The 21,848-nt window shown below is 70.1% G+C and carries 19 protein-coding genes and 1 tRNA gene; 3 read left to right on the top strand and 17 right to left on the bottom strand.

What is annotated here, in order from left to right; genetic code table 11:
• From hsdR to ANAEK_RS07700, 3 genes are read right to left on the bottom strand one after another with little or no spacing between them, the layout of a single operon-like run.
• Window positions 1-2,331, bottom strand: coding sequence for an EcoAI/FtnUII family type I restriction enzme subunit R (gene hsdR / locus ANAEK_RS07710; protein ID WP_012525586.1), 2,331 nt, complete (start codon window positions 2,329-2,331; stop codon window positions 1-3).
• The gene (locus tag ANAEK_RS22610; protein ID WP_083779836.1) at window positions 2,328-3,515 is read right to left on the bottom strand and encodes a restriction endonuclease subunit S; all 1,188 of its coding nucleotides are present in this window, start codon (window positions 3,513-3,515) and stop codon (window positions 2,328-2,330) included. Before ANAEK_RS22610 ends, hsdR begins: the two co-directional genes overlap by 4 nt.
• A complete protein-coding gene (locus tag ANAEK_RS07700) occupies window positions 3,506-4,966 on the bottom strand; it encodes an N-6 DNA methylase (protein ID WP_012525584.1) in 1,461 nt (486 codons plus the stop codon). The genes ANAEK_RS22610 and ANAEK_RS07700 overlap by 10 nt, the downstream gene beginning before the upstream one ends.
• A gap of 434 nt (window positions 4,967-5,400) precedes the next feature.
• Here ANAEK_RS07700 and ANAEK_RS22980 point away from each other — a divergent pair, with 434 nt between their 5' ends.
• The 3 genes from ANAEK_RS22980 to ANAEK_RS22760 are packed head-to-tail and all read left to right on the top strand — an operon-like array spanning window position 5,401 to window position 7,312.
• The gene (locus ANAEK_RS22980) at window positions 5,401-5,553 is read left to right on the top strand and encodes a hypothetical protein (protein WP_157376686.1); all 153 of its coding nucleotides are present in this window, start codon (window positions 5,401-5,403) and stop codon (window positions 5,551-5,553) included.
• A complete protein-coding gene (locus ANAEK_RS07690; protein ID WP_041454045.1) occupies window positions 5,550-6,341 on the top strand; it encodes a recombinase family protein in 792 nt (263 codons plus the stop codon). The genes ANAEK_RS22980 and ANAEK_RS07690 overlap by 4 nt, the downstream gene beginning before the upstream one ends.
• The gene (locus tag ANAEK_RS22760) at window positions 6,338-7,312 is read left to right on the top strand and encodes a recombinase zinc beta ribbon domain-containing protein (protein ID WP_198137463.1); all 975 of its coding nucleotides are present in this window, start codon (window positions 6,338-6,340) and stop codon (window positions 7,310-7,312) included. Before ANAEK_RS07690 ends, ANAEK_RS22760 begins: the two co-directional genes overlap by 4 nt.
• Here the strand turns inward: ANAEK_RS22760 and ANAEK_RS07685 are convergent.
• The 14 genes from ANAEK_RS07685 to guaB all read right to left on the bottom strand — a co-directional run bounded on the left by ANAEK_RS07685 (window position 7,291) and on the right by guaB (window position 21,660).
• Window positions 7,291-7,367: transfer RNA gene (locus ANAEK_RS07685), tRNA-Met, on the bottom strand. The genes ANAEK_RS22760 and ANAEK_RS07685 overlap by 22 nt on opposite strands.
• Before the next feature lie 123 nt (window positions 7,368-7,490).
• Window positions 7,491-8,333 (bottom strand): metal ABC transporter permease, encoded by an 843-nt coding sequence (locus ANAEK_RS07680; protein WP_012525582.1) that lies wholly within the window; start codon window positions 8,331-8,333, stop codon window positions 7,491-7,493.
• On the bottom strand, window positions 8,330-9,100 hold the full coding sequence (locus ANAEK_RS07675; RefSeq protein WP_012525581.1) for a metal ABC transporter ATP-binding protein: 771 nt from the start codon (window positions 9,098-9,100) through the stop codon (window positions 8,330-8,332). Before ANAEK_RS07675 ends, ANAEK_RS07680 begins: the two co-directional genes overlap by 4 nt.
• Window positions 9,097-9,996: a metal ABC transporter substrate-binding protein gene (locus tag ANAEK_RS07670; protein WP_012525580.1), complete on the bottom strand. Its 900-nt coding sequence runs from the start codon at window positions 9,994-9,996 to the stop codon at window positions 9,097-9,099. The genes ANAEK_RS07675 and ANAEK_RS07670 overlap by 4 nt, the downstream gene beginning before the upstream one ends.
• Window positions 9,997-10,008: 12 nt before the next feature.
• The gene (locus ANAEK_RS07665; protein ID WP_012525579.1) at window positions 10,009-11,241 is read right to left on the bottom strand and encodes a hypothetical protein; all 1,233 of its coding nucleotides are present in this window, start codon (window positions 11,239-11,241) and stop codon (window positions 10,009-10,011) included.
• Between the two features lie 93 nt (window positions 11,242-11,334).
• Window positions 11,335-11,598, bottom strand: coding sequence for a hypothetical protein (locus ANAEK_RS07660; protein WP_012525578.1), 264 nt, complete (start codon window positions 11,596-11,598; stop codon window positions 11,335-11,337).
• A 79-nt stretch (window positions 11,599-11,677) separates the two neighbouring features.
• Complete coding sequence (locus ANAEK_RS07655) at window positions 11,678-12,853, bottom strand: CaiB/BaiF CoA-transferase family protein (RefSeq protein ID WP_012525577.1); 1,176 nt, start codon at window positions 12,851-12,853, stop codon at window positions 11,678-11,680.
• Between the two features lie 15 nt (window positions 12,854-12,868).
• Window positions 12,869-13,201 (bottom strand): SCP2 sterol-binding domain-containing protein, encoded by a 333-nt coding sequence (locus ANAEK_RS07650; RefSeq protein WP_012525576.1) that lies wholly within the window; start codon window positions 13,199-13,201, stop codon window positions 12,869-12,871.
• Window positions 13,202-13,306: 105 nt separating this feature from the next.
• Window positions 13,307-13,690, bottom strand: a complete 384-nt coding sequence (locus ANAEK_RS07645) for a response regulator (protein ID WP_012525575.1) — start codon at window positions 13,688-13,690, stop codon at window positions 13,307-13,309.
• 92 nt (window positions 13,691-13,782) lie between these two features.
• A complete protein-coding gene (locus ANAEK_RS07640; RefSeq protein ID WP_012525574.1) occupies window positions 13,783-15,597 on the bottom strand; it encodes a long-chain fatty acid--CoA ligase in 1,815 nt (604 codons plus the stop codon).
• Window positions 15,598-15,610: 13 nt separating this feature from the next.
• Complete coding sequence (locus tag ANAEK_RS07635; RefSeq protein ID WP_012525573.1) at window positions 15,611-16,348, bottom strand: lipopolysaccharide assembly protein LapB; 738 nt, start codon at window positions 16,346-16,348, stop codon at window positions 15,611-15,613.
• Between the two features lie 152 nt (window positions 16,349-16,500).
• A complete protein-coding gene (locus ANAEK_RS07630; protein ID WP_012525572.1) occupies window positions 16,501-18,456 on the bottom strand; it encodes a hypothetical protein in 1,956 nt (651 codons plus the stop codon).
• Window positions 18,457-18,590: 134 nt separating this feature from the next.
• Complete coding sequence (guaA, locus tag ANAEK_RS07625; protein WP_012525571.1) at window positions 18,591-20,147, bottom strand: glutamine-hydrolyzing GMP synthase; 1,557 nt, start codon at window positions 20,145-20,147, stop codon at window positions 18,591-18,593.
• A 49-nt stretch (window positions 20,148-20,196) separates the two neighbouring features.
• Complete coding sequence (gene guaB, locus ANAEK_RS07620; protein ID WP_012525570.1) at window positions 20,197-21,660, bottom strand: IMP dehydrogenase; 1,464 nt, start codon at window positions 21,658-21,660, stop codon at window positions 20,197-20,199.
• Between the last annotated feature and the right edge of the window lie 188 nt (window positions 21,661-21,848).

The following is a 21,848-nucleotide window of genomic DNA, read 5'->3' as shown; positions in this document are numbered from 1 at the left end:
TCAGGCCGCGATCCCCCCTTCGTACAAGAACCTCTGGAACCCGACGAAGGTCCTACCGATCTCTTCCGGCTTCCCGAGATCCGCCACCGCGTCCGCGATGGAGTCGTGGTACTTCAGCTTCAGTAGCGGCGTGAGCTTCTCCTGGTCGAGTTCCTCAACACCGACCGTCACGTAGTGCGCCAGGACGAAGTCCAAGAAGGCCTGCTGCTTGTCGCTGAACTTCGCCTTGATCGCGACTCTCGCGCGGTTCGCCCGTTCCTCGCGCGTCAGCGGCGCGGTCGCGTACGCGACGTGCGCAAGCACGTCGAAGAGGTCGCTCTTCTCAGCGTCGATGACCTTCTGCATCTCCGTGAGCTGCTCCGTCCCGAAGCCCTTTTCCGCAAGGCCATCGAGCAGCTTCCGCCTCGTGATCGGCGAGCTCCAGAGCTGCCGCAGCTCGTCCTCGTCCTTGAAGAAATCGGGGAGCTTCCCGAACAGCAGCTCCATGAACTGCTGCGCCGACATGGGTGTGCCGTCGGGATGCCAGAACGTGGTGGAGACCATGTGCTTGATCGTCCGAGCCTTCCCGTCGGCGAGCTCGATCTTCACCTTCTTGGGAGCCGCCGGGGTTTCCTCGCCCTCTTCCTCGCCCGGAACCTTCTCGGGCCCTGGTCCGCGCGGCCCGCAAGGTTCCTTCGGTTCGGGGTCGACGGGCTCCCCGTCCCACTCCGGGTCGAAGAACAGCCTGTGCGCATTCACGAAGTCGTAGATCGTGAAGTAGTCCTTGCCCTCGTAGAGTCGCGTCCCGCGCCCGATGATCTGCTTGAACTCGATCATCGAGTTGATAGGGCGCATCAGGACGATGTTCCGGATGTTTCTCGCATCAACACCCGTGGAGAGCTTCTGCGAGGTCGTGAGGATCGTCGGGATCGTCTTTTCGTTGTCCTGGAAGTCCCGGAGGTGCTGCTCGCCAAGAGCACCGTCGTTCGCAGTTACGCGATGACAGTAGTTGGGATCCTTGCTCGTCTTGATCTGGTTGATGAGATTTCGCACGGCGAGCGCGTGATCCTGGGTGGCGCAGAAGACCAGGGTCTTCTCGGACTGATCGATCTGCTCCATGAACAGCTTCACCCGGTGAGCCTCGCGCTCCTTGATCTCGATGACCTTGTTGAAGTCCGTCTCCTCGTACACGCGACCGCTCTCCACGTCGCCCTCGATGACCTTGTCGTCGGGCGTGTAGACGTACTGATCGAGAGTCGTCGCGATCTGCTTGACCCGGAACGGCGTGAGGAAGCCGTCGTTGATGCCGTCCTTCAGCGAGTACACGAAGACCGGCTCGCCGAAGTAGGCGTACGTGTCGACGTTGTCCTTGCGCTTCGGGGTAGCCGTGAGGCCGAGCTGCACCGCCGGCGAGAAGTATTCGAGGATCGCCCGCCAGGTGCTCTCGTCGTTCGCGCCTCCGCGATGGCACTCGTCGACGATGATGAAGTCGAAGAAGTCTGGGGGATACTCGCCGAAGTAGGGGGACGGCTTGCCGTCCTTCGGCGGGCCGCTCATGAACGTCTGGAAGATGGTGAAGAAGATGCTCCCGTTCTTGGGCACCTTCCCCTTCTTCCGGATGCTCGCCGGATCGATCCGGACGAGGGCATCTTCCGGGAACGCCGAGAAGGCGTTGAAGGCCTGATCCGCGAGGATGTTCCGGTCAGCGAGGAACAGTATCCGGGGGCGGCGCTCTGGCTTGCGCGAGAGATTCCAGCGCGAGTGAAACAGCTTCCAGGCGATCTGGAACGCGATGAACGTCTTCCCTGTCCCCGTGGCAAGCGTGAGCAGGATGCGGTCACGTTCCGCCGCGACCGCCTCAAGGACCCGCTCAACGGCGGTCTCCTGGTAGTAGCGACCCGGAAACGCGCCACCCTTGTCCTCGTACGGGATAGCCGAGAACCTGTCCCGCCACTCGTTCTTGTCAGCGAACGTTCGGGCCCAGAGCTCGTCGGGGGTCGGGAACGCAGGGACCTCCCCCTCGGTCCCTTCGTCCATGTCGATGCCGTAGATGCCCTGACCGTTGGTCGAGTACGTGAATCGAACTGACAGCTTCCCGGCGTAGTTCTTGGCCTGCGCGACGCCCAGCGTGAGCGGTTCGCCCCAAGCCTTCGCTTCGACGACCGCGAGCTTCGTGTTGCGGTAGACGAGAACGTAGTCCGCCGTCAGCGGCTTGCCCCGGCGTCCTGCACCTTCGAGTCGCCCTAGCGTGATCGGGTACTCGCGCCGGATCCGGCTGCCATCGATGACGCCCCAGCCTGCTTTCGCAAGCGCCGGGTCGATGTGCTCAGCTCTCGTCTCGGCTTCGTTCATGATCTAGCCAGAAGTGTGCCGCTGAACGCCGTGTGCAGCAGCGACTCTCTTAGCTCTTCGAGCGCGGCACTCTTGCTCTCGTAGAGAGCACGTAGCCGCTGCGCCTCGGACTCAAGCGACTGCATCCGTTTCACGATGTCGGCCCGTTCGGCGGGTGTCGCCGGCAACGGGATAGGAATGGAGTTCAAGGCTTTTTGGGTCAGCTTCGGCTGCGCCGCCCCCGTGACGTATTTCTGAAGGCTGATGCTTTCCAAGTAGAACTCGACGTACCTTTGGGTCGCCGAGTCGTTGAACTTCAGTACGTGCGCGTGATTGTTTACCCAGTATTTCCCAGTAACCGAAAACGCGATTGGCGTCGATCTGCTCAGCAGGTTGGCACCGTCTTCAGACACGAGCAGGGTGTCGCCGTCGAAGATGTAGTCGCTCACGTAATCCACGATGCCGGAAGCACCGTAGTACGGGAACGCGCCTTGCCGCCTATCCGCTTTCGTGATGGGGACGCGCTTGCTATCGAGGTTCGTCGCGATGCGGTCGAGTGTAGTGGTTGGCCGCTCTCCCTTCTGCGCCACAAACACTGAGTGCCGGTAGCTGTCGAACAGCGCGTCTGCTCGGTGGATGCCGTCGGCAGCGGCCGAGAGTGCATCACTCAGGCTCTGGAACGACTTGTCGAGCAGTGCCGTGATCCGACGCTGTTCTTCGAGGGGCGGAACCGGGATCGGGCAGCTCTCGATGAACTCCTTCTCCACTCGCTTGTGCCCAACCGCGCCCGTCATTCGGGTAGCGCCAACTGCTCGGAACGCGCTGCGAGCAAGGAAGTAGTAGAGCCACTCGCTCGTCACGCTCGGCTGCGGACGGAGCACGAAGTACTCGCTCGAACCGAACCCGATGCCGTTGACGAGCCCCCTCGCGATCCCAAGTTTCCCGTTCTCAAAGCAAGGGGTGATCTTCGCGAGCAGCACGTCTCCGTCAGCGAAGTACGTGTAACTCCCGATCACGTCGGAAAGGCACCTCTCCTTCGTGGGCTCCAGGTACTTCTGAGTGATCCCGAGATCTTCCATCGGCACGAAAGAGACGTACTCAGAATCGCTCAAGCGACCGCGTGCCTCTGATTTTGGTGGTCTGAAGTCGCAGATCTCGCCGAGCGGCCGGACGGGCCAAGGCGTGTTCGCGTTGCCTAGAGACACAGCAAGCTCCGGATGCTCTTGAGAGCCTGTGCAGCCTCAGCATCGAGTTCGCCAAGCTCGTCAAGAATAGTAGCGGGGCTGCGGTGCGTTTCCTGTTCGCCTCCGGACGGATTTCTCACCGTGAGGTCGAAGGTGGACTTGTCGAGGGTCTTTGTGTCGAGAACCCAGCTCTTCGCCGACTCGGCCTTCGTCTTCTCCAGGCGAAGGAAATCCACCAAATCGTCGTCATTGAGCGGGTTGGTCTTTCCAAGGTTCCGTCCCGCATCGAGCTGGTAGAACCAGATCTTTCGGGTCGGGGCACCTTTCTCGAAGAACAGAACGACCGTCTTAACTCCGGCGCCCTGAAAGGTTCCGGCGGGACAGTCGAGCACCGTATGCAAGTTGCACGTCTCCAACAGAAGTTTGCGGAGACCGACGGATGCGTTGTCGTTCCCGGATAGGAACGTGTTCTTGATGACGATGCCTGCTCTTCCGCCCGCCTTCAGCATCTTGATGAAGTGCTGAAGGAACAGGAACGCGGTCTCGCCTGAGCGAATCGCGAAGTTCTGCTGGACCTCCTTGCGCTCCTTACCGCCAAACGGCGGGTTCGCAAGGATCACGTCTACGCGGTCCTTCTCTTGGATGTCCGCCAAGTTCTCGGCGAGCGTATTCGTGTGCAGGATATTGGGCGCCTCGATGCCGTGCAGGATCATGTTCATGATCCCGATGACGTACGCGAGCGACTTCTTCTCCTTCCCGAAGAAGGTTTTCTCCTGAAGGGTCTTCAGGTCTTTCGTCGTGAGGCCTGGCTTTCCCTTCAAGTAGTCGAACGCCTCGCAAAGGAACCCCGCTGAGCCGCACGCCGGGTCGTAGATGCGCTCGCCGACCTTCGGCGCGACCACCTGGACCATCGCTCGGATGAGCGGCCGGGGCGTGTAGTACTCACCGCCGTTTCGGCCGGCGTTCCCCATGCGCTTGATCTTCTCCTCGTAGAGCATCGAGAGCTCGTGCTTCTCGGTCTGTGACCGGAAGCGCAGCTCGTCGATCTGATCGATGATCTCGCGGAGGTTGTAGCCGCTGCCGATCTTGTTGCGGATCTCCCCGAAGATCTCCCCGATCTTGTACTCGACCGTGTTCGGCCCCGACGCCTTCTGCTTGAAGCCGTGCAGGTACGGGAAGAGCTTCAGGTTCACGAAGTCGCGCAGATCGTCGCCGGTCTTCGCCTTGTTGTGGTCGATCTTGCCGTCCCGGTCTTTCGGCGCCGCCCACTCGCTCCAGCGGTACGGCTTGTCGAGGATGTAGCTGTACCGCTTGCCCTCCAGTTCCGCGACGGTGGCCCTCTCCTGCTCCAGTTCGTCCAGGTACTTCAGGAAGAGGAGCCAGGACGTCTGCTCCGTGTAGTCGAGCTCGGTGGTGCAGCCCGCCTCTTTCCAGAGAACGTCGTCGATGTTCTTGAAGGCCTGCTCGAACATGATGTCCCTTGCACGTTGAGAAGACGTTGCGGTTCCGGCAGGTGTTCGGCCGGAGGCGAGATCGGTTCATCGTACTCGACCACCGGGCGGGATCCACGCGCCCAGTGTTGACGAGCATCATGCGGCGCAGTGTCCGCGCCCCATCGCATACTGGCGCACGAGGTCACCGAGACCGTCATGCCCACTTACCTTCCGATCCCCCTCACCTACTGGCCGCGTACCGAGCAGGACCTCGCCACCGTCGGCGAGCGACTTGGAGGAAGCGCATCGCTCGCATCGCCACCGCCAAGGTCGTGCGGCATGTGAAGGGTGAGCCCGCGCCACGGGCCGTCCCTGAGTTCATCGAGTGGTGGTTGGAGTTCCCGGGGGAGTTCATCGTGCCGGGCGCGCCCCCGCCACCCGCGCCCCCTGACGACTGTACCCGCGAACTGCTCATGAAGGCGGCGAAGATCGCCGCCGGCGCCTGGGCGAAGGAGATCAAGACAGCGAAGGGGTGGGAGTCGGAACCGGCCCCTCTGCTCGCCCCTGCCGGCTCCACGCCGCCGCTCCCGTTCGTGCCCGCCTGGAAGGCCAAGGGGGCGAAGTGAACCGCCGCGTCGCCGCCTACGCCCGGTACTCGACGTCGGCGCAGAAGGCCACGTCCATCGAGGACCAGCTCCGGAACGTCCGCAAGCTCGTCGAGGCGGAGGGCGACGCGCTCCCGGACGAACTCGTGTTCGTGGACGAGGCGGTCTCGGGCGCCACCGAGGCCGGGCGCGACGGCTTCCGCCGGGTGCGCGAAACGATCTTCTGCCGCCCGCCCCCCGTATCCGCTCTGGTCGTAAACGACCTGTCGCGGTTGGGCCGCAACATGGCCGAGGCCCTCACGTTCCAGGAGGACTGCGACTACTACGGGATCGAGCTCATCACCGTGGACGGGCTGCGGAGCTCGAATCCGACCGCCAACCTCGGCTTCAAGCTGAAGAGCCTGATCGACGACGTCTACATCCAGGACCTCCGCCACAAGACGCTGCGCGGGCTTGAGGGCCAGGTCCACAGAGGCATGAGCGCAGGCGGCCGCACGTTCGGCTACCGCTCGGTGGCGGTGCCGGATGTCGCGGGCCGGGTCGACTCCAGCGGAAATCCGCTCATCGCCGGCAAGAAGCTCGTCATCTACGAGCCGGAGGCGGAGGTGGTCCGCCGCGCGTACCAGCTCCGACTCGACGGCCGCTCGCTCTCCGAGATCGTGGAGACGCTGGTGAAGGACAAGGCCCTTGCCCCAAATCCCGGGAAAAGGAAGGGGCGCCCGCGAGGATGGCGCCTCTCGTCGCTCCAGTACCTGTTGAAGAACCGCATCTACCGGGCGAGCTCATCTACAAGAAGGATCGGTACGTGAAGAACCGGCAGACCGGAAAGCGCGTCGCCAGGCGGCGGCCGGAGAGCGAGTGGATCGTGACACCGCGCCCCGACCTCGCCATCGTTCCGCGCGACGTGTTCGACCGCGTGCAGGCTCTATCTGCCGCGCGAGGCTCTAAGCTGAAGCGCGGCAGCGGCGGCCGGTACAAGGGCACCGAGCCGGGCCGCGTCTACTCGCCATACCTCCTGAGCGGCCTCCTGAAGTGCGGCATCTGCGGCGCGGCGATGGTTGTCTACGGCGGCAAGGTGAACCCGAACTCCGGCCGCGTATACCGGGGCTACCAGTGTCCGAGCCGGAAGCGGCGCGGGTCGAGCACCTGCACCAACACCACGACGATCTCACAGGAGAAGATCGAGACGGCGGTGATAGACGAGCTGAAGAAGAAGATCCTCTCGCCCGAGAACGTCACGTTCTACGAGTCCCAATTCCGGCAGGCGTTCTCGGAGGCGCGGGATCAGGACCTAGCGCCTCAGGCTAAGGAGATCGAGCGCCAGCTCGGCGAGGCCAAGAAGGCGGTGGAGAACCTCGTCGCCTACCTCAAGACGCAGGGCCACTCCGAGGCGGTCGCCCGCGAGCTGACGCAGGCGGAGGCGCGGGTCCGGGAGCTGGAGGCCGAGCTGGCGGGCCTCGCGCCCTGGGGCGGTGGGTGTTCCCGCCGCCGGGAAAGGCCATCCGGGACGGTCTGCTGCGGCTCTAGGCCACGCTCTACGCAGACCCGGTCGCCGCCCGCGAGATGCTCAGGGCGTCATCGGGGAGCTCACGCTCACGCCGAGGTCCAACGGCGTCGCCGTCGCCGGCACCCTCGCCCCCGCCGCCAACAGTGCTGGTGGGGCCCAGAAAGAAGAGAGCCGGTCACCCTGTTACGAGGTGACCGGCTCCATCTTCTTGCCGAACCTCTTGATCCCCTTGGGATCAGGTGGTCCGTCCGTGGTTGCGGGGGCAGGATTTGAACCTGCGACCTTCGGGTTATGAGCCCGACGAGCTACCTGGCTGCTCCACCCCGCGTCAGGTGGGAAAGTGTCGAAGCGAGGCGGGTTTCTACAGTCCGGGCCGGTTCCGGTCAAGACCTTTTCGCACCGCGCCGAAACGCGCCTGCGCGACGGCTCGGCGGCGGTCCTGGCGGCGGCCTCACCCTCCCCCGCGGCGCAGCAGCGCGCCGGGCACGAGGAACAGCGCGGCGAGCGCCACCATGGTCGCGCCGGTGGGGATCTCCCAGATCCACGACAGCACGTACCCGCCGCCTGCGGCCAGGATGCCGAGGCCGGCGGCGACGGCGAACGCGGGGCGGAACCCGACCTTGAGCAGCAGCGCCGCCGCGGCGGGCAGCGTCAGGAACGCGAACACGGGCAGCGCGCCGAGCGCCCGCGCGGTGACGGGGATGGCGAGCCCGATGGTCAGGAACAGCACGGCGTCCCAGAGCTTCACCTTCAACCCGAGCGCCTGGGCCGTCTCGGGGTCGAACGAGGCGAACGCGAGCTCCTTCGCGAACACGAGGTGCACGGCGGTACAGACGGCGGCCACCAGCACGATCACGGCCAGGTCGCTGGCGGGCACGGCCACGGCGTTGCCGAACACCATGCCGCCGAGGTCGTGCGCGGCGTGCACGAGCTGGCTCACCCCGAGCACGACCAGCGCGGACGCGGTCACCCAGGCGGCGCCGACGGTGGCCTCTGCGGGCAGCCGGCGGGGACGGAGCGCGCCGAGCACGAGGGCGCCGGCCACCGAGAACAGGATCGCCACGGCGAGCTGCTCGGTGGCGTGCTCGGTCTCGATGTGCACCCGCTCCTCGACGAGCAGCGTGAGCACGAGGCCGAGCGTGGACACCTGCGTCAGCGCGGCCGACACGAACACGGTGCGCCGGAGCACGACGTACACGCCGAGCGCGCCGAGCAGCGCGCCGGCAACCATCGACGCGGCGAGGGGCACCTCCCAGATCTCGCGCGCCGACAGGAACGTCTCGAGCGCGCTCACCGCCGCACCCCGCCGTTGATGGGGTACACGAGGCGCCGCCCGTCCAGCTCGCGCACCGCGACGGGCCGGCCATACAGCGCCCCGAGCCCCTCTGGCCGCAGCATCTCCTCCACCGGCCCGACGCGGAACAGCGTCTGGTCCTTGTCCACGAACGCGAGCGCGCGCGCGTAGTTCGCCACGGCCTCGAGCCGGTGCGACACCATCACGATCGCGATCCGCACGCCCTGGTGCAGATCGCGGAGCAGGTCCATGGTCGCGAGCTCGGCGGCGGGGTCCATGCCGTTGGTGGGCTCGTCCACCACCAGCAGCGTGGGCTCCGCGGCGAGCGCCCGCGCGATGAGCGTGCGCTGCCGCTGCCCGCCGGACAGCTCGCCGTAGGCGCTGCCGGCGAGCGCCTCGATGCCGACGAGCCCGAGCGCGGCCCGCACCGCCTCGTGGTCGGCGGGGCCGGGGCGGCGCCCGGGGCCGAGCGCGGGGACCCGGCCCATCAGCACCACCTCTCCCGCGGTGAACGGCCACACGGCATCGACGTGGTCGCGCTGGGGCACGTAGCCGACGCGCACGCCGGGCCGCAGCGTGCGCCGCCCGGCGAGCAGCGGCAGCGCGCCGAGCAGCGAGCGCACCAGCGTGGTCTTGCCGCCGCCGTTCGGGCCGACCACGGCCAGGAAGTCCCCGGCCTCGACCGCGAGGTCCACGCGCTCGAGGATGGCGCGACGGCCGTACCCGACGGTTGCGCCCTCGAGCGCGACGAGCGGGCCGGGGCTCAACGGAGCGCCCCCGCGACGCGCTCGACGAGCTCCTGGATCCACTGCTCGTAAGTCTTCACCCCGGGCTCGCCGCCCACGTCCCCGGGCACGCGCACCACCTTCGCGCCGGCGTGGCGCGCCACCACCTCGGCGGACTTCGTGTCGTAGTAGTTCTCCACCACGATCGCCTTCACCTGCTCGCGCTGCGCCCGTTGCACCAGCTCGGCGAGGTAGGCGGGCGGCGCGGGCACGCCGGGGCGCGGCTCGATCTCGCCGGCCGACACGATCCCGCTCCAGTCGAGGAAGTACGTGAGCGTGCGGTGCTGCGAGAAGATCTTCCGCCCCTTCACCGGCGCGAGCGCGGCCTGCCAGCGCGTCATGTCGGTCTGGAGCTTCGTCCGGAACGCGCCGAGCGCGCCCTGGTAGGCGGCGGCGCCGCCGGGATCGAGCTCGCCCAGCTTCGCGGCGATGGCGGTCGCGACCTGGAGCGCGCGGCGCGGGTCGGTGAGGAAGTGCGGGTTGCCGGCGGGGTGGAGGTCGCCGCGGCTGCGGTCCACCGGGCCGGTGGGCACGTCGAGGACCTGCACGGCCGAGGCGGCGGTGAGCCGGTGCGCGCCGCCTGGCTGGATGGCGCCGTTGCGCGACTGGTTCACGAGCGGCGGCAGCCAGCCGATCTCGAGGTCGAGCCCGACGTCCACGAGCAGGTCGGCGTTGCGGAGCTTCACCGCGAGCATCGGGTTCGCGTCCACGTAGTGCGGATCCTGCGACCCGCGCGAGAGGCTCTCCACCGACGCGCGGCCGGCGGAGACCTCGCGGACGAGCGCGGCGAGCCCCTCGGTGGTGGTGACGACGCGGGGGCCGGCGAGCGCGAGCGAGGGGACGAGGGCCAGGAGGACGGCGACGGGGCGGAAGGTCATGGCGATCTCCTCCTAGAACGGATGGGCGCCGTGCGCCCCGATGCCGAACTCGACGTGGAGCAGCGCCTCGAGGCCTCCTCCGCCGCCGGGGAGCCGATCCCAGCCGACCTGCAGACGCAGCCGCTGGAACTCCGACGGGAACCAGGTCACGAGGCCGCTGGCGCGCTGCTCGGTGCCGCTGGGCGCCTCGCCGGCGGACGGCGCGCGCTCGTAGCGGACGCCGTACCCCCACCACGCGCTCTGACGCCAGAACGCCTGCGTCCACCAGCCGGTCTCGGTGTCCCCGCCGTTCGCGTCGGCGGCGGCCCCGCGGAACTTCCGGGCGTAGACCTCGCCCTGCACCGCGAGGTAGGCGCGCCCGGCGGGCGGGCGGATGCGCAGGTACGCGTCGGCGCCGCCGAGGTCGCGGAACGCGCCGCCGGTGCCCTCCCCGCGGCGCGCCGCGGACAGGCCGAGGCCGAGCGTCGCCGTCTCGCCGAGCGGCAGGTAGTTGAGCAGCCGCGCCACGCCGGTCAGCTCCGAGGGCGCGTCCTCCACGAGCGTGGTGTTCTGCTCGGCGAGGCGCAGCTCCGAGAACCAGGGCAGCGGCGCGAGCCAGGCGACCTCCACGCCCGGTCCGCCCAGCGACTCCTCGCCGAGGAGCCGCTCCCGCGCGAGCGGCGCGTCCACGAACTCCCAGGCGTGCGGGTGCTGCAGGTTGAGCCGGCCGAACGGGCTGTAGATGCGGCCGGCGCGGACCTGAAGCCCGGCCGGGAGCGTGAGCGTGGTGACGTAGGCCTCCTCCACGCCGGCCCCGGCCTCGGTGAAGGACAGGAACACGTCGGCGCGGACGTAGGGATCGACCACCGCCTGCAGCCCGAGCTCGAGCTCCTCGAACGCGAACGCCGGCTTCTCGGCGGGGCTGAACGGGCCGCCGCGCGGCGAGCGCTTCTCGACGTCGTAGCCGTCGTACGCGAGCGAGGCCGAGCCGATGGCGCTCACGTCGGGCAGGAGCAGGAGCCGCGCGTACGGGCTCCCGCCGGTGGACGTCGCGGCCGCGCCGGACGGCGCCGGGACCGCCGGCTGCGGCGCGGGGGCGGGCGCGGGAGCGGCGCCCAGCTCCTTCGCGATCTCGGCCTCGAGCTGCTTGGGATCCTGCTGCGCGGGGGGACTGGACGGCGGCGAGGTCGCGCCGGACGACTGCGCGGATCCGGCGGCGGGAACGGCGGACACGGCGAGCACGCTCGCCACGATCAGTGAACGCATGAGACACCTCGGCGCGCGCCCGGCGCGCCATGTTACGCGGAATGGATCGAGCGCGCGCCACGAGGCGCGTGCCCATTGCGAAGCCGGCGGGGGCTACGCGTTCCGCGGAGGTGACTGCCCCGGGACGGCGCCGAGCGGGGCGCCCAGCACGGGTGCGAGGCCGCGCGCAGGCTCGACCACGTCCTCGAGGACGGGGCGCGGCGCGACGTCCGGGGTCTCGTCGTGCGCGACGTCGGCGCTCCGCACGGCGCACACCGCGCAGTGGTCGGCGCCGTGCGGCCCGGGCGCGTGCACGTGGTGCCCCCCGGCCGCGAAGACCAGGAACAGCGCCAGACCGGCGGCGAGGAGCGCGCGCATCCGGCTCCGAACTTGGTCGCCCGCTCCGGGCCTGTCAACCGAAAGTGCCAGCGCCCCGGTGGCGGCGCGCGGCGGGGGCTCACGGTCCGAGCGCACCCGACGCGCGCAAGGCCGCGATCTCCGGGGGCGAGAACCCGGCCTCGGCCAGCACCGCCTCCCCGTGCTCGCCCAGCCGGGGCGCGGGCCGGCGCGGCGCGGCCTCGCCGCGCAGCCGCACCGGCGACGCCACCGCGGGGAGCGCCCTGCCCTCCCACGGCGTGTCCACCTCGAGGAACGCGCCGCGCGCGGCGAGCTGCGGATCGGCGCGCGGCTCGTCGCCCTCCAGCACCGGCGCCACGCACGCGTCGTGCGCCGCGGCGAACGCGGCCCACTCGTCGCGCGTGCGCGCCGCGAAGATCGCCGCGAGCTCGGCGCGCGCCCCGGCGCCGCCCTCGTCCCACTGCCGCGAGGCCAGCTCCGGCCGGCCCACCGCCTCGCAGAACGCGGCGAAGAACCGGGGCTCGAGCGCGGCGAGCGCGACGAAGCGGTCGTCGCGGGTGCGGTACACGCCGTAGCAGGCGGCGCCGCCGTCGAGGAGCTCGCGGCCGCGCGCGAGCGGCGCGCCGCGGGCCCACGCCATCCCGAGCGGCATGGCGAGCAGCGCCAGCGCGCCCTCGGTCATCGACACGTCCACGTGGGCGCCCTCGCCGGTGGAGGCGCGCCGCACCAGCGCCGCCAGGATGCCGGCCACCGCCGGCCAGGCGCCGCCGGCCACGTCGGCGACCTGGACGCCCAGGGGTCGCGGCGCGTCGGGCGGGCCGTTCGCGGCGAGCACGCCGGAGACCGCGCAGTAGTCGAGGTCGTGGCCGGCGCGACCGGCGTACGGGCCGTCCTGCCCGTAGCCGGAGATCGAGCAGAGCACGAGCCGGGGGGCGCGAGCGCGCAGCGCCTCGTAGCCGACGCCCAGCCGGTCGAGCACGCCGGGCCGGAAGGACTCGACGACGGCGTCGGCGCGCGCGGCGAGCCGCAGGAACGCCTCGACGCCCTCGGCCCTGTGGAGGTCGATCGCGAGCGAGCGCTTGTTGCGGTTGAGCGCGTGGAACGCGCCGGACTGCTCGCCCGCGAGCGGCGGCATCCAGCGCAGCCAGTCGCCGCCCTGCGGGTCCTCCACCTTGACGACGTCGGCGCCGAGGTCCGCGAGCACCAGCGTCGCGTACGGCCCGGGCAGGAGCCGGGTGAGGTCGAGGATGCGGACGCCGGCGAGCGGGAGCGCCACGCCCGTGGCCCAGGATCAGACCAGGATCTGCTGCAGCTTCATGGCGAGGCCCATGTCGCCCTGGATCTTCAGCTTCCCGGACATGAACGCCATCTGCGGGTTGAGCTTGCCGTTCACGATGTTCAGGAAGTCCTGCTCGGTCGCGGCGACCGTGCACTTCGGGCTGGCGGGCGCGCCCTCGCTCACCTTCCCGCCCGGCGCGGTGCAGTCCACGCCCCAGGTGCCGCCGCCGGGACCGCTGATGTTGAACTGGTACACCGCCGCGATCCGGGTGACGACGTCCGGCTTCGCCTGGAGCTTCGCCGGGATGTGCTGCTCGAAGACTTCCTTCACGGTGGACACTGCCATGTCGGACCCTCGGAGCCGCTCGGCGGCCGCTGATTCCAGAATCAAGCCTGGGGAGAGCGCAACGTATTGGGCGGATCCGGGAGTGTCAAGCCGGCCCGGCCGCCGCTACGCGCGCCCGTGCGTCTGCACCGCGTCGTTCACCGCGGCGGTGAGCGCGTCGGGGTCCACCGGCTTGATGAGCACCGCGTCCACGTCGCGGCCGCGCGCCCGCGCGATGTCGTCGCGCTCCGCCCAGCCGGTGACGATGACCACCGGGACGGTGGGCGCGATGGCCTTCGCCGCCCGGGCCATCTCCAGCCCGCCCATGCCGGGCATCCCGACGTCGGTGACCACCACGTCGATGGAGTGCTCGGACAGGGTCTTCAGCCCCTCCTGCCCGCTCGCGGCGGACAGGACCAGGCACCCGGAGGCGGTGAGCACCTCCGCCATCAGCTCCCGGTTGTCGTCGTCGTCCTCGACGAGGAGGACCCGTACCCCGCTCTGCTCCATGATCCCCTCGCCGGGCGGCCGCGCGACCTGGCACCCCGGGGTCAGTTAAGCACTCGTCGCCTCGGGGCGCGACCGCCTCGTGGGGGCGACGGCTACTCGGCGTAGAAGGAGTCGAGCAGGGCCCGGTACTGCTGCGTGACGACCTTGCGCTTCACCTTCAGCGTCGGCGTCAGCTCGCCGGTCGCCTGGGTGAAGTCGCGGGGGAGGATCTCGAACTTCTTGATGGTGGCGTAGCTCGCCTGCCGGGCGTTCAGCGCGTCGATGGTCTGCTGGATGCGCGCCCGCAGCCGGGGATCGCGGTGCAGCCCCTCGCCCGCGGGCAGGCCGTGGTCGCCGGCCCACTTGCGCGCGTTCTCCTCGTTGAGCGTGATGAGCGCCGAGAGGAACTTGCGCTTGTCGCCGTGCACCATCACCTGCGAGACGAGCGGGTCGGTCTTCAGCTCGTTCTCCAGGTTCTGCGGCGCGACGTTCTTCCCGCCCGCGGTGACGATGATGTCCTTCTTGCGATCGGTGATCTTGAGGCAGCCGGCCTCGTCCACGAACCCGATGTCGCCGGTGGCGAGCCAGCCGTCCTTCAGCACCTCCGCGGTGGCGGCGGGGTTGTTGTAGTACTCCTTCATCACGCACGGCCCGCGCACCAGGATCTCGCCGTCCTCGGCGATGCGCACCTCCGTGCCGGGGACCGGCGGGCCCACCGTTCCGATGCGGTTCGCGCCGGGGCGGTTCACGAACGTGCCGGCGGAGGTCTCGGTGAGGCCGTAGCCCTCCAGGATCACGAAGCCGAGCTGGTCGAAGAAGTGCGCGATCTTCGGCGAGAGCGGCGCGCCGCCCGAGACGAACAGGCGCATCCGCCCGCCGAAGCGCTCGGAGAGCGTCGCGGAGAGCTTCGGGAACACCAGCTTCCGGCCGATGGTGAGCCCGAGCGAGGAGTAGTCCTTCCCCTGCTCCTTCGCGGCGGCGTACTTCTCGAACTCCTGCAGGGCGAGCTTGAACAGCTTGCCCTTCAGGCCGGGCGTGGCGAGCCCCTTCGAGATCACGGTGTTGTACGCCTTCTCGAAGATGCGCGGCACCGACGGCATCACGGTGGGCCGGACCTCGCCGGCGTTGTCCACGATCTTCTCGAGCGACTCGACGAACGCGCCGGTGGCGCCGGTGCTGAACCAGACCGCCTCGATCACCTTCGCGAACGAGTGGGCCATGGGCAGGAACATCAGGATGAGGTCGTCGGGGCGGACGACCTTCAGGCCCTCGACCGCGAGCGCCTCGTAGACCCAGTTGCCGTGCGTGAGCACGACGCCCTTGGGATTCCCGGTGGTGCCGGAGGTGTAGATGAAGCTGGCCGGGTCGTCGCGCCCGATGCGCGCGAGCCTCGCCGCGTGCGCGTCCGGGTTCGAGGCGCGCCAGGCGACCCCGGCCCGCTCCACGTCGGCGAGCGTCCGCTCGAACGCGTCGGCCGCCGGGCCCTGCGCGCGCACCAGCCCCTCCAGCGCCGGCAGCTTGGCCCGCACCTCGCGGATCTTCGCGACCTGCGCCGCGGAGTCGCAGAACACGAACCGCGCGCCGGAGTCGGCGAGGATGTACTGGCACTCGGCCGGCGTGTTCGACTGGTAGATCGTGACGGTGATCCCGCCGGCGCCGAGGATGCCCAGGTCGGCCAGGATCCACTCGAGGTTCGTGTCGCCGATGATGGCGACGCGGTCGCCGGCGCGGAGCCCCAGCGCGGCGAGGCCGTCGGCCACGTCGCGCGCGCGGCGGGCCATCTCGGCCCAGCTCACGTCGCGCCAGGCGCCCGCGGACTTGAACTTCACCGCGGTGGCGTCGCCGCGCCGGCGCGCCTGCGACTCGAACAGAGAGACGAGGTTCTGGGCGTCGGACGCCCCCTTCCTGAGCTCCGCCTCGGCGATCATCGCGTCCTCGCTTTCACTTGCGTTCCAGCATGCCCCGCGCGACCTGCTGCCACCGCCGCTCCTCGGGGGGGTCATAACGGCCCGGCTCCGACGCCAGCGCCTTCTCGAGCTGCTCCGTCGCCTCGCGCTTGTGCCCTTCCTTCCGGTAGAGGTCGGCCAGGTACACGCGCGCCCGCACGTTCTCCGGGTTCTGCGCCAGCGCCGCCTGGAGCGAGCGCTCGCTCTTCCTCGCGTCGTACTTGGGCCAGGGGAGCTTGAACCAGAAGCGCCCCCACGCCGTCTGGATCGAGCCGTGCTGGAACGCGGGGTCGATCTTCTCGGCGTGCGAGAGGCGGTCCTTGAACTTGCCCTCGATGCCCTGGGTCAGCGCCTTGAGGACGCCGATGCCGAGCGAGTAGTTGCCCATGCCGGCGGCGGCGAAGTGCCAGCCCTCGACGCGCGCCGGGTTCGCGCGGATGGCGCGCTCGCCGTACTCCCAGCCCTGCTTCCCGAGCCGGCTCTTCTCCGAGTCCTTCAGCGCCGGGTCGTCGGAGAGCCAGAAGTAGAGCCGCGCGAGGCGCCACAGCACCTCGTAGTCGTCGGGCGCGCGCCGCCCCGCCTCCTCGAGCGTGGTCCGGACCTCGTCGAGCGCGCCGGGCTCGTCGCGCCGCGCGTACGCGGCGTCGGAGCGCTCCAGCAGGTCGCCCACGGCTGCCCCCTGGGGAGCAGCCGTGGCGGCCAGGGCGGCGGCGGCGAGCAGGGCGCAGAGCATCCCGGAAGCATGCCGAGATGCGTCCCTCTTGGCTGCGCCCCTGGAGAGGTTCACGCTTCGTCACGACGCGCGCCGCCGTCCGCCCGGAGGCGGGGGCGGCGGGCGCGCGTGACGGAGCGTGGGGCGGCCCGTCACCCCGGACGGGGCGTGGGTCAGTACGAGTTCGCCTGGAGGTCGCCGCAGATGCAGGTGCCCGGCGCGGTGGGCGTGGGCTGCGTGAACGGCGCCGCAGGGTTGCCGCTCTCGCCCGCGTAGCAGGTCCACGCGTCGACGTCGCCGTTCGGCTTTCCGCCGAGCGCGCCGTAGCAGTCCGCGCGCGTCTGGCAGCCGCCCGCGGGGAGCCGGCCGAGGTAGTCCGCCGAGTAGGTCTCGCCGGGGTTCGCCTCGCAGTTCCGCGTGTCGTGGTTGATGTAGATGTTGCGCGTCGCGGCGGACGGCTTGCGCTGGTCGGCGGTGATCTGGTCGCGCGTGGCCGTGAACCACCAGTCGTAGCCCGCGGCGGCCGCCTCGGCGGCCGTCAGGGTCGAGGGCGCCGGCCCGCGGCAGGTCTTGCGCGTCTCGCCCTTCTGGTTGGCGATGCGCAGCAGCACGATGTCGCTGCCGGCCGGATCGGTGGGGAGCAGCAGGCCGGAGGGCGGCTTCACGATCTCGGCGATGCGGTCGAGGATCTGCGCGAAGTTCGGATCGCAGATCGATCCGGCCACCACGTCCGCGCCCTTGGCGCGGAGCTGCTGCGACGCCTGCAGCAGGCGCGAGCCGGGGGCCTGGCCGCCGCACACGTTGTTCGTGCAGGTCAGGTCGGTGCCGGTGCACGCGTAGTCGCAGCAGATGCCGGGGGCGCAGGACGCGTCCTGGCAGACGCTCTGCGACGTGGAGACGATGAAGCCGGCGCCGACCGGGCGGCCCAGGCCGGTGAGGTAGTCCACGATCTGCGCGACCGCGAACTGCTTGGGCGTGGGCGAGGACGCGTCGGCCACGCAGGAGTCGGAGCCCGGGCCGCCGGTCAGCACCACGCCGCCGGAGGGATCCTGCGGCGACGAGCAGTCGTCCTCGTCGCCCACGAAGACCGTCACGAGCTTGGAGTTGTCGTGCAGCCAGGACGCGGGCGCGGCGGCCACCACGTTCCCGCTCGCGTCGCGGCGGTCCACCTGGCCCCCGGAGACCGCCCGCTCCACCGCGAGGCGACCCGCCTCGAGCGCCTGCTCCTGGCCGGAGCCGCAGGTGCCCGCGATGACGTTGCCCTGCCAGGTGCCGGTGCGGTTGTTGGCGAACCAGTCCTTGAGCTGGGTCGCGGTGTAGCCCTGGCGGTTGCAGACCTTGCTGCCGTCGCTGCACGCGGGCAGGGCCGGATCGCGGATCGCGAGGCCGCTGCCGTCGAGCTGCGGGTACAGCTCCTTGTCGAAGTGGAGCACGCGGGGGCTGTCGCCCAGGCCCACGAAGGCACCGTGCGGATAGTACCCGCCGTCGGACGCGAGGCCGGGCGAGCAGCGCCCGTCGAAGCGGTAGTGGGTCTCGACCTTGCCGCAGCTGCTGCCCAGGGCGGAGCACCCGATGGGATCGACGGCGGGCGCCACCGCGTCGGCGCCGCAGCAGTAGCCCTCGCCGAGGAGCCCGGTGCAGGTGGTCTTGCAGGTCGTGCCGGCGATCCCGGCGCAGGCCGCGTCGCTGCTGCACGCCCGCGGCCCCTTCATCGGCCCGGTGGGCACGCCGCTCGGCGCCTCGCAGCACACCTGCTGGCCCGCGGCGCCGGGGCAATCGTTCCGGCAGGTCACGCCGGAGAGCGGCCCGTTGTAGAACACCGACGTGGTGGTGACCGCCACGTGGAAGTCGATGGGCTCGAGGCCCGCCGCGCGCCGGGACGTGTTCGTCTGGTCCAGGTTCTGGATGAACGCGGCGAAGTTCTGCGCGAGCTTCTCCTGCTCGCCCGCCATCGAGCCGGAGTCGTCCACCACGAACAGCACGTCCGCGGTCGAGATGCTCGAGAGCGTCACGCGCTCCGAGCCCGGCTGGATCAGGCAGTGGCCGACAGGGTTGAAGTTGTAGTCCTGGCACCCCGCCGCGAGCAGCAGCAGCGGAAGCACCGCGAGGACCCGGGACGCTCGCGCCATCGTTTGGCCTCCAGTTCGCGCGCGATGATAGCCGCGATCGTCCCTTGAGCAAACGACGCAGCAATCCCACGTTCACCGACCGTCGGCGGCACGCAGGAGCGCCCACCTGCGCCCACCACGGCGCGCGGCGGCGGTCATTCCCACTCGATGGTGGCGGGCGGCTTGGAGGAGATGTCGTAGACCACGCGGTTGATGCCGCGGACCTCGTTGATGATGCGCGACGACATCCGGGCCAGCAGCTCGTACGGGAGCCGCGCCCAGTCGCCGGTCATGCCGTCGGTGGACTCCACCGCGCGGATCGCGCAGGTGGACTCGTAGGTGCGCTCGTCGCCCATGACGCCGACGCTGCGGACCGGCAGGAGCACCGCGAACCCCTGCCAGAGCTTCTCGTACAGCCCGGCGGCGCGGACCTCCTCCTGCACGATCGTGTCGGCGCGGCGCAGCACCGCCAGCCGCTCCTCGGTGACCTCGCCGAGAACGCGGATGGCGAGCCCGGGGCCGGGGAACGGCTGCCGCCGGACGATCGCCTCGGGCAGGCCCAGCTCGAGGCCGAGCTGGCGCACCTCGTCCTTGAACAGCTCGCGGAGCGGCTCCACCAGCGAGAGGTTCATCTTCTCGGGCAGGCCGCCGACGTTGTGGTGGCTCTTGATGGTGGCGGACGGCCCCCGGAACGAGACCGACTCGATGACGTCCGGGTAGAGCGTGCCCTGCACCAGGAACTTCGCGCGGGCGCCGTGCGCCGCGAGCCGCTCCACCTCCTGCTCGAACACCGCGATGAACTCGTGCCCGATGATCTTGCGCTTCCGCTCGGGGTCGGTCACGCCCGCCAGCGCGCCGAGGAAGCGCCGCGACGCGTCCACCGTCACGAGCGGCAGGTGGAACATGGCGCCGAACACGTCCTCGACCTGCTGGCGCTCGCCGGCGCGGAGCACGCCGTTGTCCACGAAGATGCAGCGCAGCCGGTCGCCGATGGCCCGGTGCACCAGCAGCGCGGCCACCGCGGAGTCCACCCCGCCGGACAGCGCGCAGATGACGTGGCCGTCCTTCACCTGGGCGCGGATCTGCTCCACCGCCGCCTCGGCGTAGCCGCGCATGGACCAGGTGCCGGAGCAGCCGCACACGCCGTACGCGAAGTTGCGCAGCACGTCCTTGCCGCGCGGCGTGTGGACCACCTCGGGGTGGAACTGCACGCCGTAGAAGCGGCGGGCGCGATCCTCCACCGCGGCGTACGGGGCCGAGGCGGTGGCGGCGATGGGCTCGAAGCCGGGGGGCAGCGCCTCCACCCGGTCGCCGTGGCTCATCCACACGTCGAGCGTGGCGGGCAGGCCCTGGAACAGCGGCGAGGTCGCCTTCACCTCGATGGTGGCCGGCCCGAACTCGCGGTGCGCCGCCTGGTCCACCCGGCCGCCCAGCTCGGCGGCGAGGACCTGCAGGCCGTAGCAGATGCCCAGCACCGGCACGCCCAGCTCGAACACCACCCGGTCGCAGCGCGGGCTGCCCTCCGCGAGCACCGAGGCCGGGCCGCCGGAGAGCACCACGCCGCGGGGCCGGAACGCGCGGATCGCCTCCGCCTTCGCGGTGCACGGGTGGATCTCGCAGTAGACGCCCAGCTCGCGCAGCCGCCGCGCGATGAGCTGCGTGTACTGCGACCCGAAGTCGAGGATGAGGATCTTCTCTGAGTGGATGTCCATGTCGGCCCGGCCGCGCGCCGCCCGGCGGTGCGCGGGTGAGGAGGGAGGGTCAGTCGACCCGGTAGTTCGGCGCCTCCTGCGTGATGATCACGTCGTGGACGTGGCTCTCGCGCAGGCCGGAGGCGGAGATGCGCACGAAGCGCGGCCTGGTCCGCAGCTCGGCGATGGTCCGGCAGCCCACGTACCCCATGCCGCTGCGCAGGCCGCCCACCAGCTGGAACAGGTTCATCTCCACCGTGCCCTTGTACGGCACGCGGCCCTCGATGCCCTCGGGGACCAGCTTGTCCGCGTCGGAGACGTCGCCCTGGAAGTAGCGGTCCTTGGAGCCGAGCTTCATCGCGCCGATCGAGCCCATGCCGCGGTACGACTTGTAGCTGCGGCCCTGGTACAGGATGACCTCGCCGGGCGCCTCCTCGGTGCCGGCCAGCAGCGACCCGATCATCACCGACGACGCGCCGGCGGCGAGCGCCTTCACCATGTCGCCCGAGTACTTCACGCCGCCGTCGGAGATGACCGGCACGCCGTACTTCTCGGCGGCCCGGGCGCACTCGTCCACCGCGGTGATCTGCGGGACGCCCACGCCGGCGACCACGCGCGTGGTGCAGATGGAGCCGGGGCCGATGCCCACCTTCACCGCGTCCACGCCGGCCTTGCAGAGCGCCTCGGCGGCCTCGGCGGTGGCCACGTTGCCGGCGACCAGCTCGATGCCCTTGAAGCTCGCCTTGGTCGAGCGGACCGCGTCCACCACGCCCTTCGAGTGGCCGTGCGCGGTGTCGATCGCGATCACGTCCGCGCCGGCCTTGAGCAGCGCCTGGATGCGCGCCTCGCGGTCGGGGCCCACGCCCACCGCGGCGCCGCAGAGCAGCCGGCCCATGCGATCCTTCGCGGCGTTGGGGTGCTTCTGGATCTTCTCGATGTCCTTGATGGTGACGAGGCCGCGGAGCTCGTAGCGCTCGTTCACCACCAGCAGCTTCTCGATGCGGTGCCGGTGGAGCAGCTCCTTCGCCTGCTCGATGGTGACGCCCTCGTGCGCGGTGACGAGGTCCTTCGTCATCACCTGCTCCACCCGCTGCTCCAGGTTCTTCTCGAAGCGCAGGTCGCGGTTGGTGAGGATGCCGAGGAGGCGGCCGCCCTGCACCACCGGGATGCCGCTGATGCCGTTCTCGCGCATGAGCGCGACGGCCCGGTGCAGCGGCGCGTCCGGCTCCACGGTGATCGGCTCGGTGACCACCGCCGACTCGTACTTCTTCACCTTCACGACCTCGGCCGCCTGATCCTCGACGGTGAGGTTCTTGTGGATGAAGCCGAGCCCGCCGACCGCCGCCATGGCGATGGCCATGCGCGCCTCGGTGACGGTGTCCATCGCGGACGAGACGATGGGGATGTTGAGCTGGATGTTGCGGGTGAGGCGCGTGGACGTCTCGACCGACTTCGGGAGCACGTCCGACTCGGCCGGGAGCAGCAGGACGTCGTCGAACGTCAGCGCCAGGCGGAGGTCGTCGCGGTTGAGCATGCGGACGTATAGACGAGCGCGTCCGGGAGCGTCAAGCCAGCCGTTCCGGCGAGCCCAAGCTGCGGGGATCGCGGGGAGTTCCCCCGCAACCGCGATCTCGCGGCCGGCGCGGGTGGGCCGGGCGCGCACACGACGTCCCGCACGTGCGCGCGCTTGCCGGTCCGCCTGCCGCGAAGGGATAATCGGCG

Origin of the sequence: Anaeromyxobacter sp. K, from assembly GCF_000020805.1 — a bacterium.
GTDB lineage: Bacteria > Myxococcota > Myxococcia > Myxococcales > Anaeromyxobacteraceae > Anaeromyxobacter > Anaeromyxobacter dehalogenans.
The sequence above is the reverse complement of the archived record's forward strand: the minus strand, read 5'-3'. Positions and strand labels throughout refer to the sequence as shown.

Excerpts from the sequence above, each read along its gene's own strand:
- hsdR (WP_012525586.1), bottom strand. The coding sequence starts at position 2,331 with ATGAACGAAGCCGAGACGAGAGCTGAGCACATCGACCCGGCGCTTGCG.
- ANAEK_RS07700 (WP_012525584.1), bottom strand. The coding sequence starts at position 4,966 with ATGTTCGAGCAGGCCTTCAAGAACATCGACGACGTTCTCTGGAAAGAG.
- ANAEK_RS22980 (WP_157376686.1), top strand. The coding sequence starts at position 5,401 with ATGAAGGCGGCGAAGATCGCCGCCGGCGCCTGGGCGAAGGAGATCAAG.
- ANAEK_RS07670 (WP_012525580.1), bottom strand. The coding sequence starts at position 9,996 with ATGACCTTCCGCCCCGTCGCCGTCCTCCTGGCCCTCGTCCCCTCGCTC.
- ANAEK_RS07665 (WP_012525579.1), bottom strand. The coding sequence starts at position 11,241 with ATGCGTTCACTGATCGTGGCGAGCGTGCTCGCCGTGTCCGCCGTTCCC.
- ANAEK_RS07660 (WP_012525578.1), bottom strand. The coding sequence starts at position 11,598 with ATGCGCGCGCTCCTCGCCGCCGGTCTGGCGCTGTTCCTGGTCTTCGCG.
- ANAEK_RS07650 (WP_012525576.1), bottom strand. The coding sequence starts at position 13,201 with ATGGCAGTGTCCACCGTGAAGGAAGTCTTCGAGCAGCACATCCCGGCG.
- ANAEK_RS07645 (WP_012525575.1), bottom strand. The coding sequence starts at position 13,690 with ATGGAGCAGAGCGGGGTACGGGTCCTCCTCGTCGAGGACGACGACGAC.
- ANAEK_RS07640 (WP_012525574.1), bottom strand. The coding sequence starts at position 15,597 with ATGATCGCCGAGGCGGAGCTCAGGAAGGGGGCGTCCGACGCCCAGAAC.
- ANAEK_RS07635 (WP_012525573.1), bottom strand. The coding sequence starts at position 16,348 with ATGCTCTGCGCCCTGCTCGCCGCCGCCGCCCTGGCCGCCACGGCTGCT.
- ANAEK_RS07630 (WP_012525572.1), bottom strand. The coding sequence starts at position 18,456 with ATGGCGCGAGCGTCCCGGGTCCTCGCGGTGCTTCCGCTGCTGCTGCTC.
- guaA (WP_012525571.1), bottom strand. The coding sequence starts at position 20,147 with ATGGACATCCACTCAGAGAAGATCCTCATCCTCGACTTCGGGTCGCAG.
- guaB (WP_012525570.1), bottom strand. The coding sequence starts at position 21,660 with ATGCTCAACCGCGACGACCTCCGCCTGGCGCTGACGTTCGACGACGTC.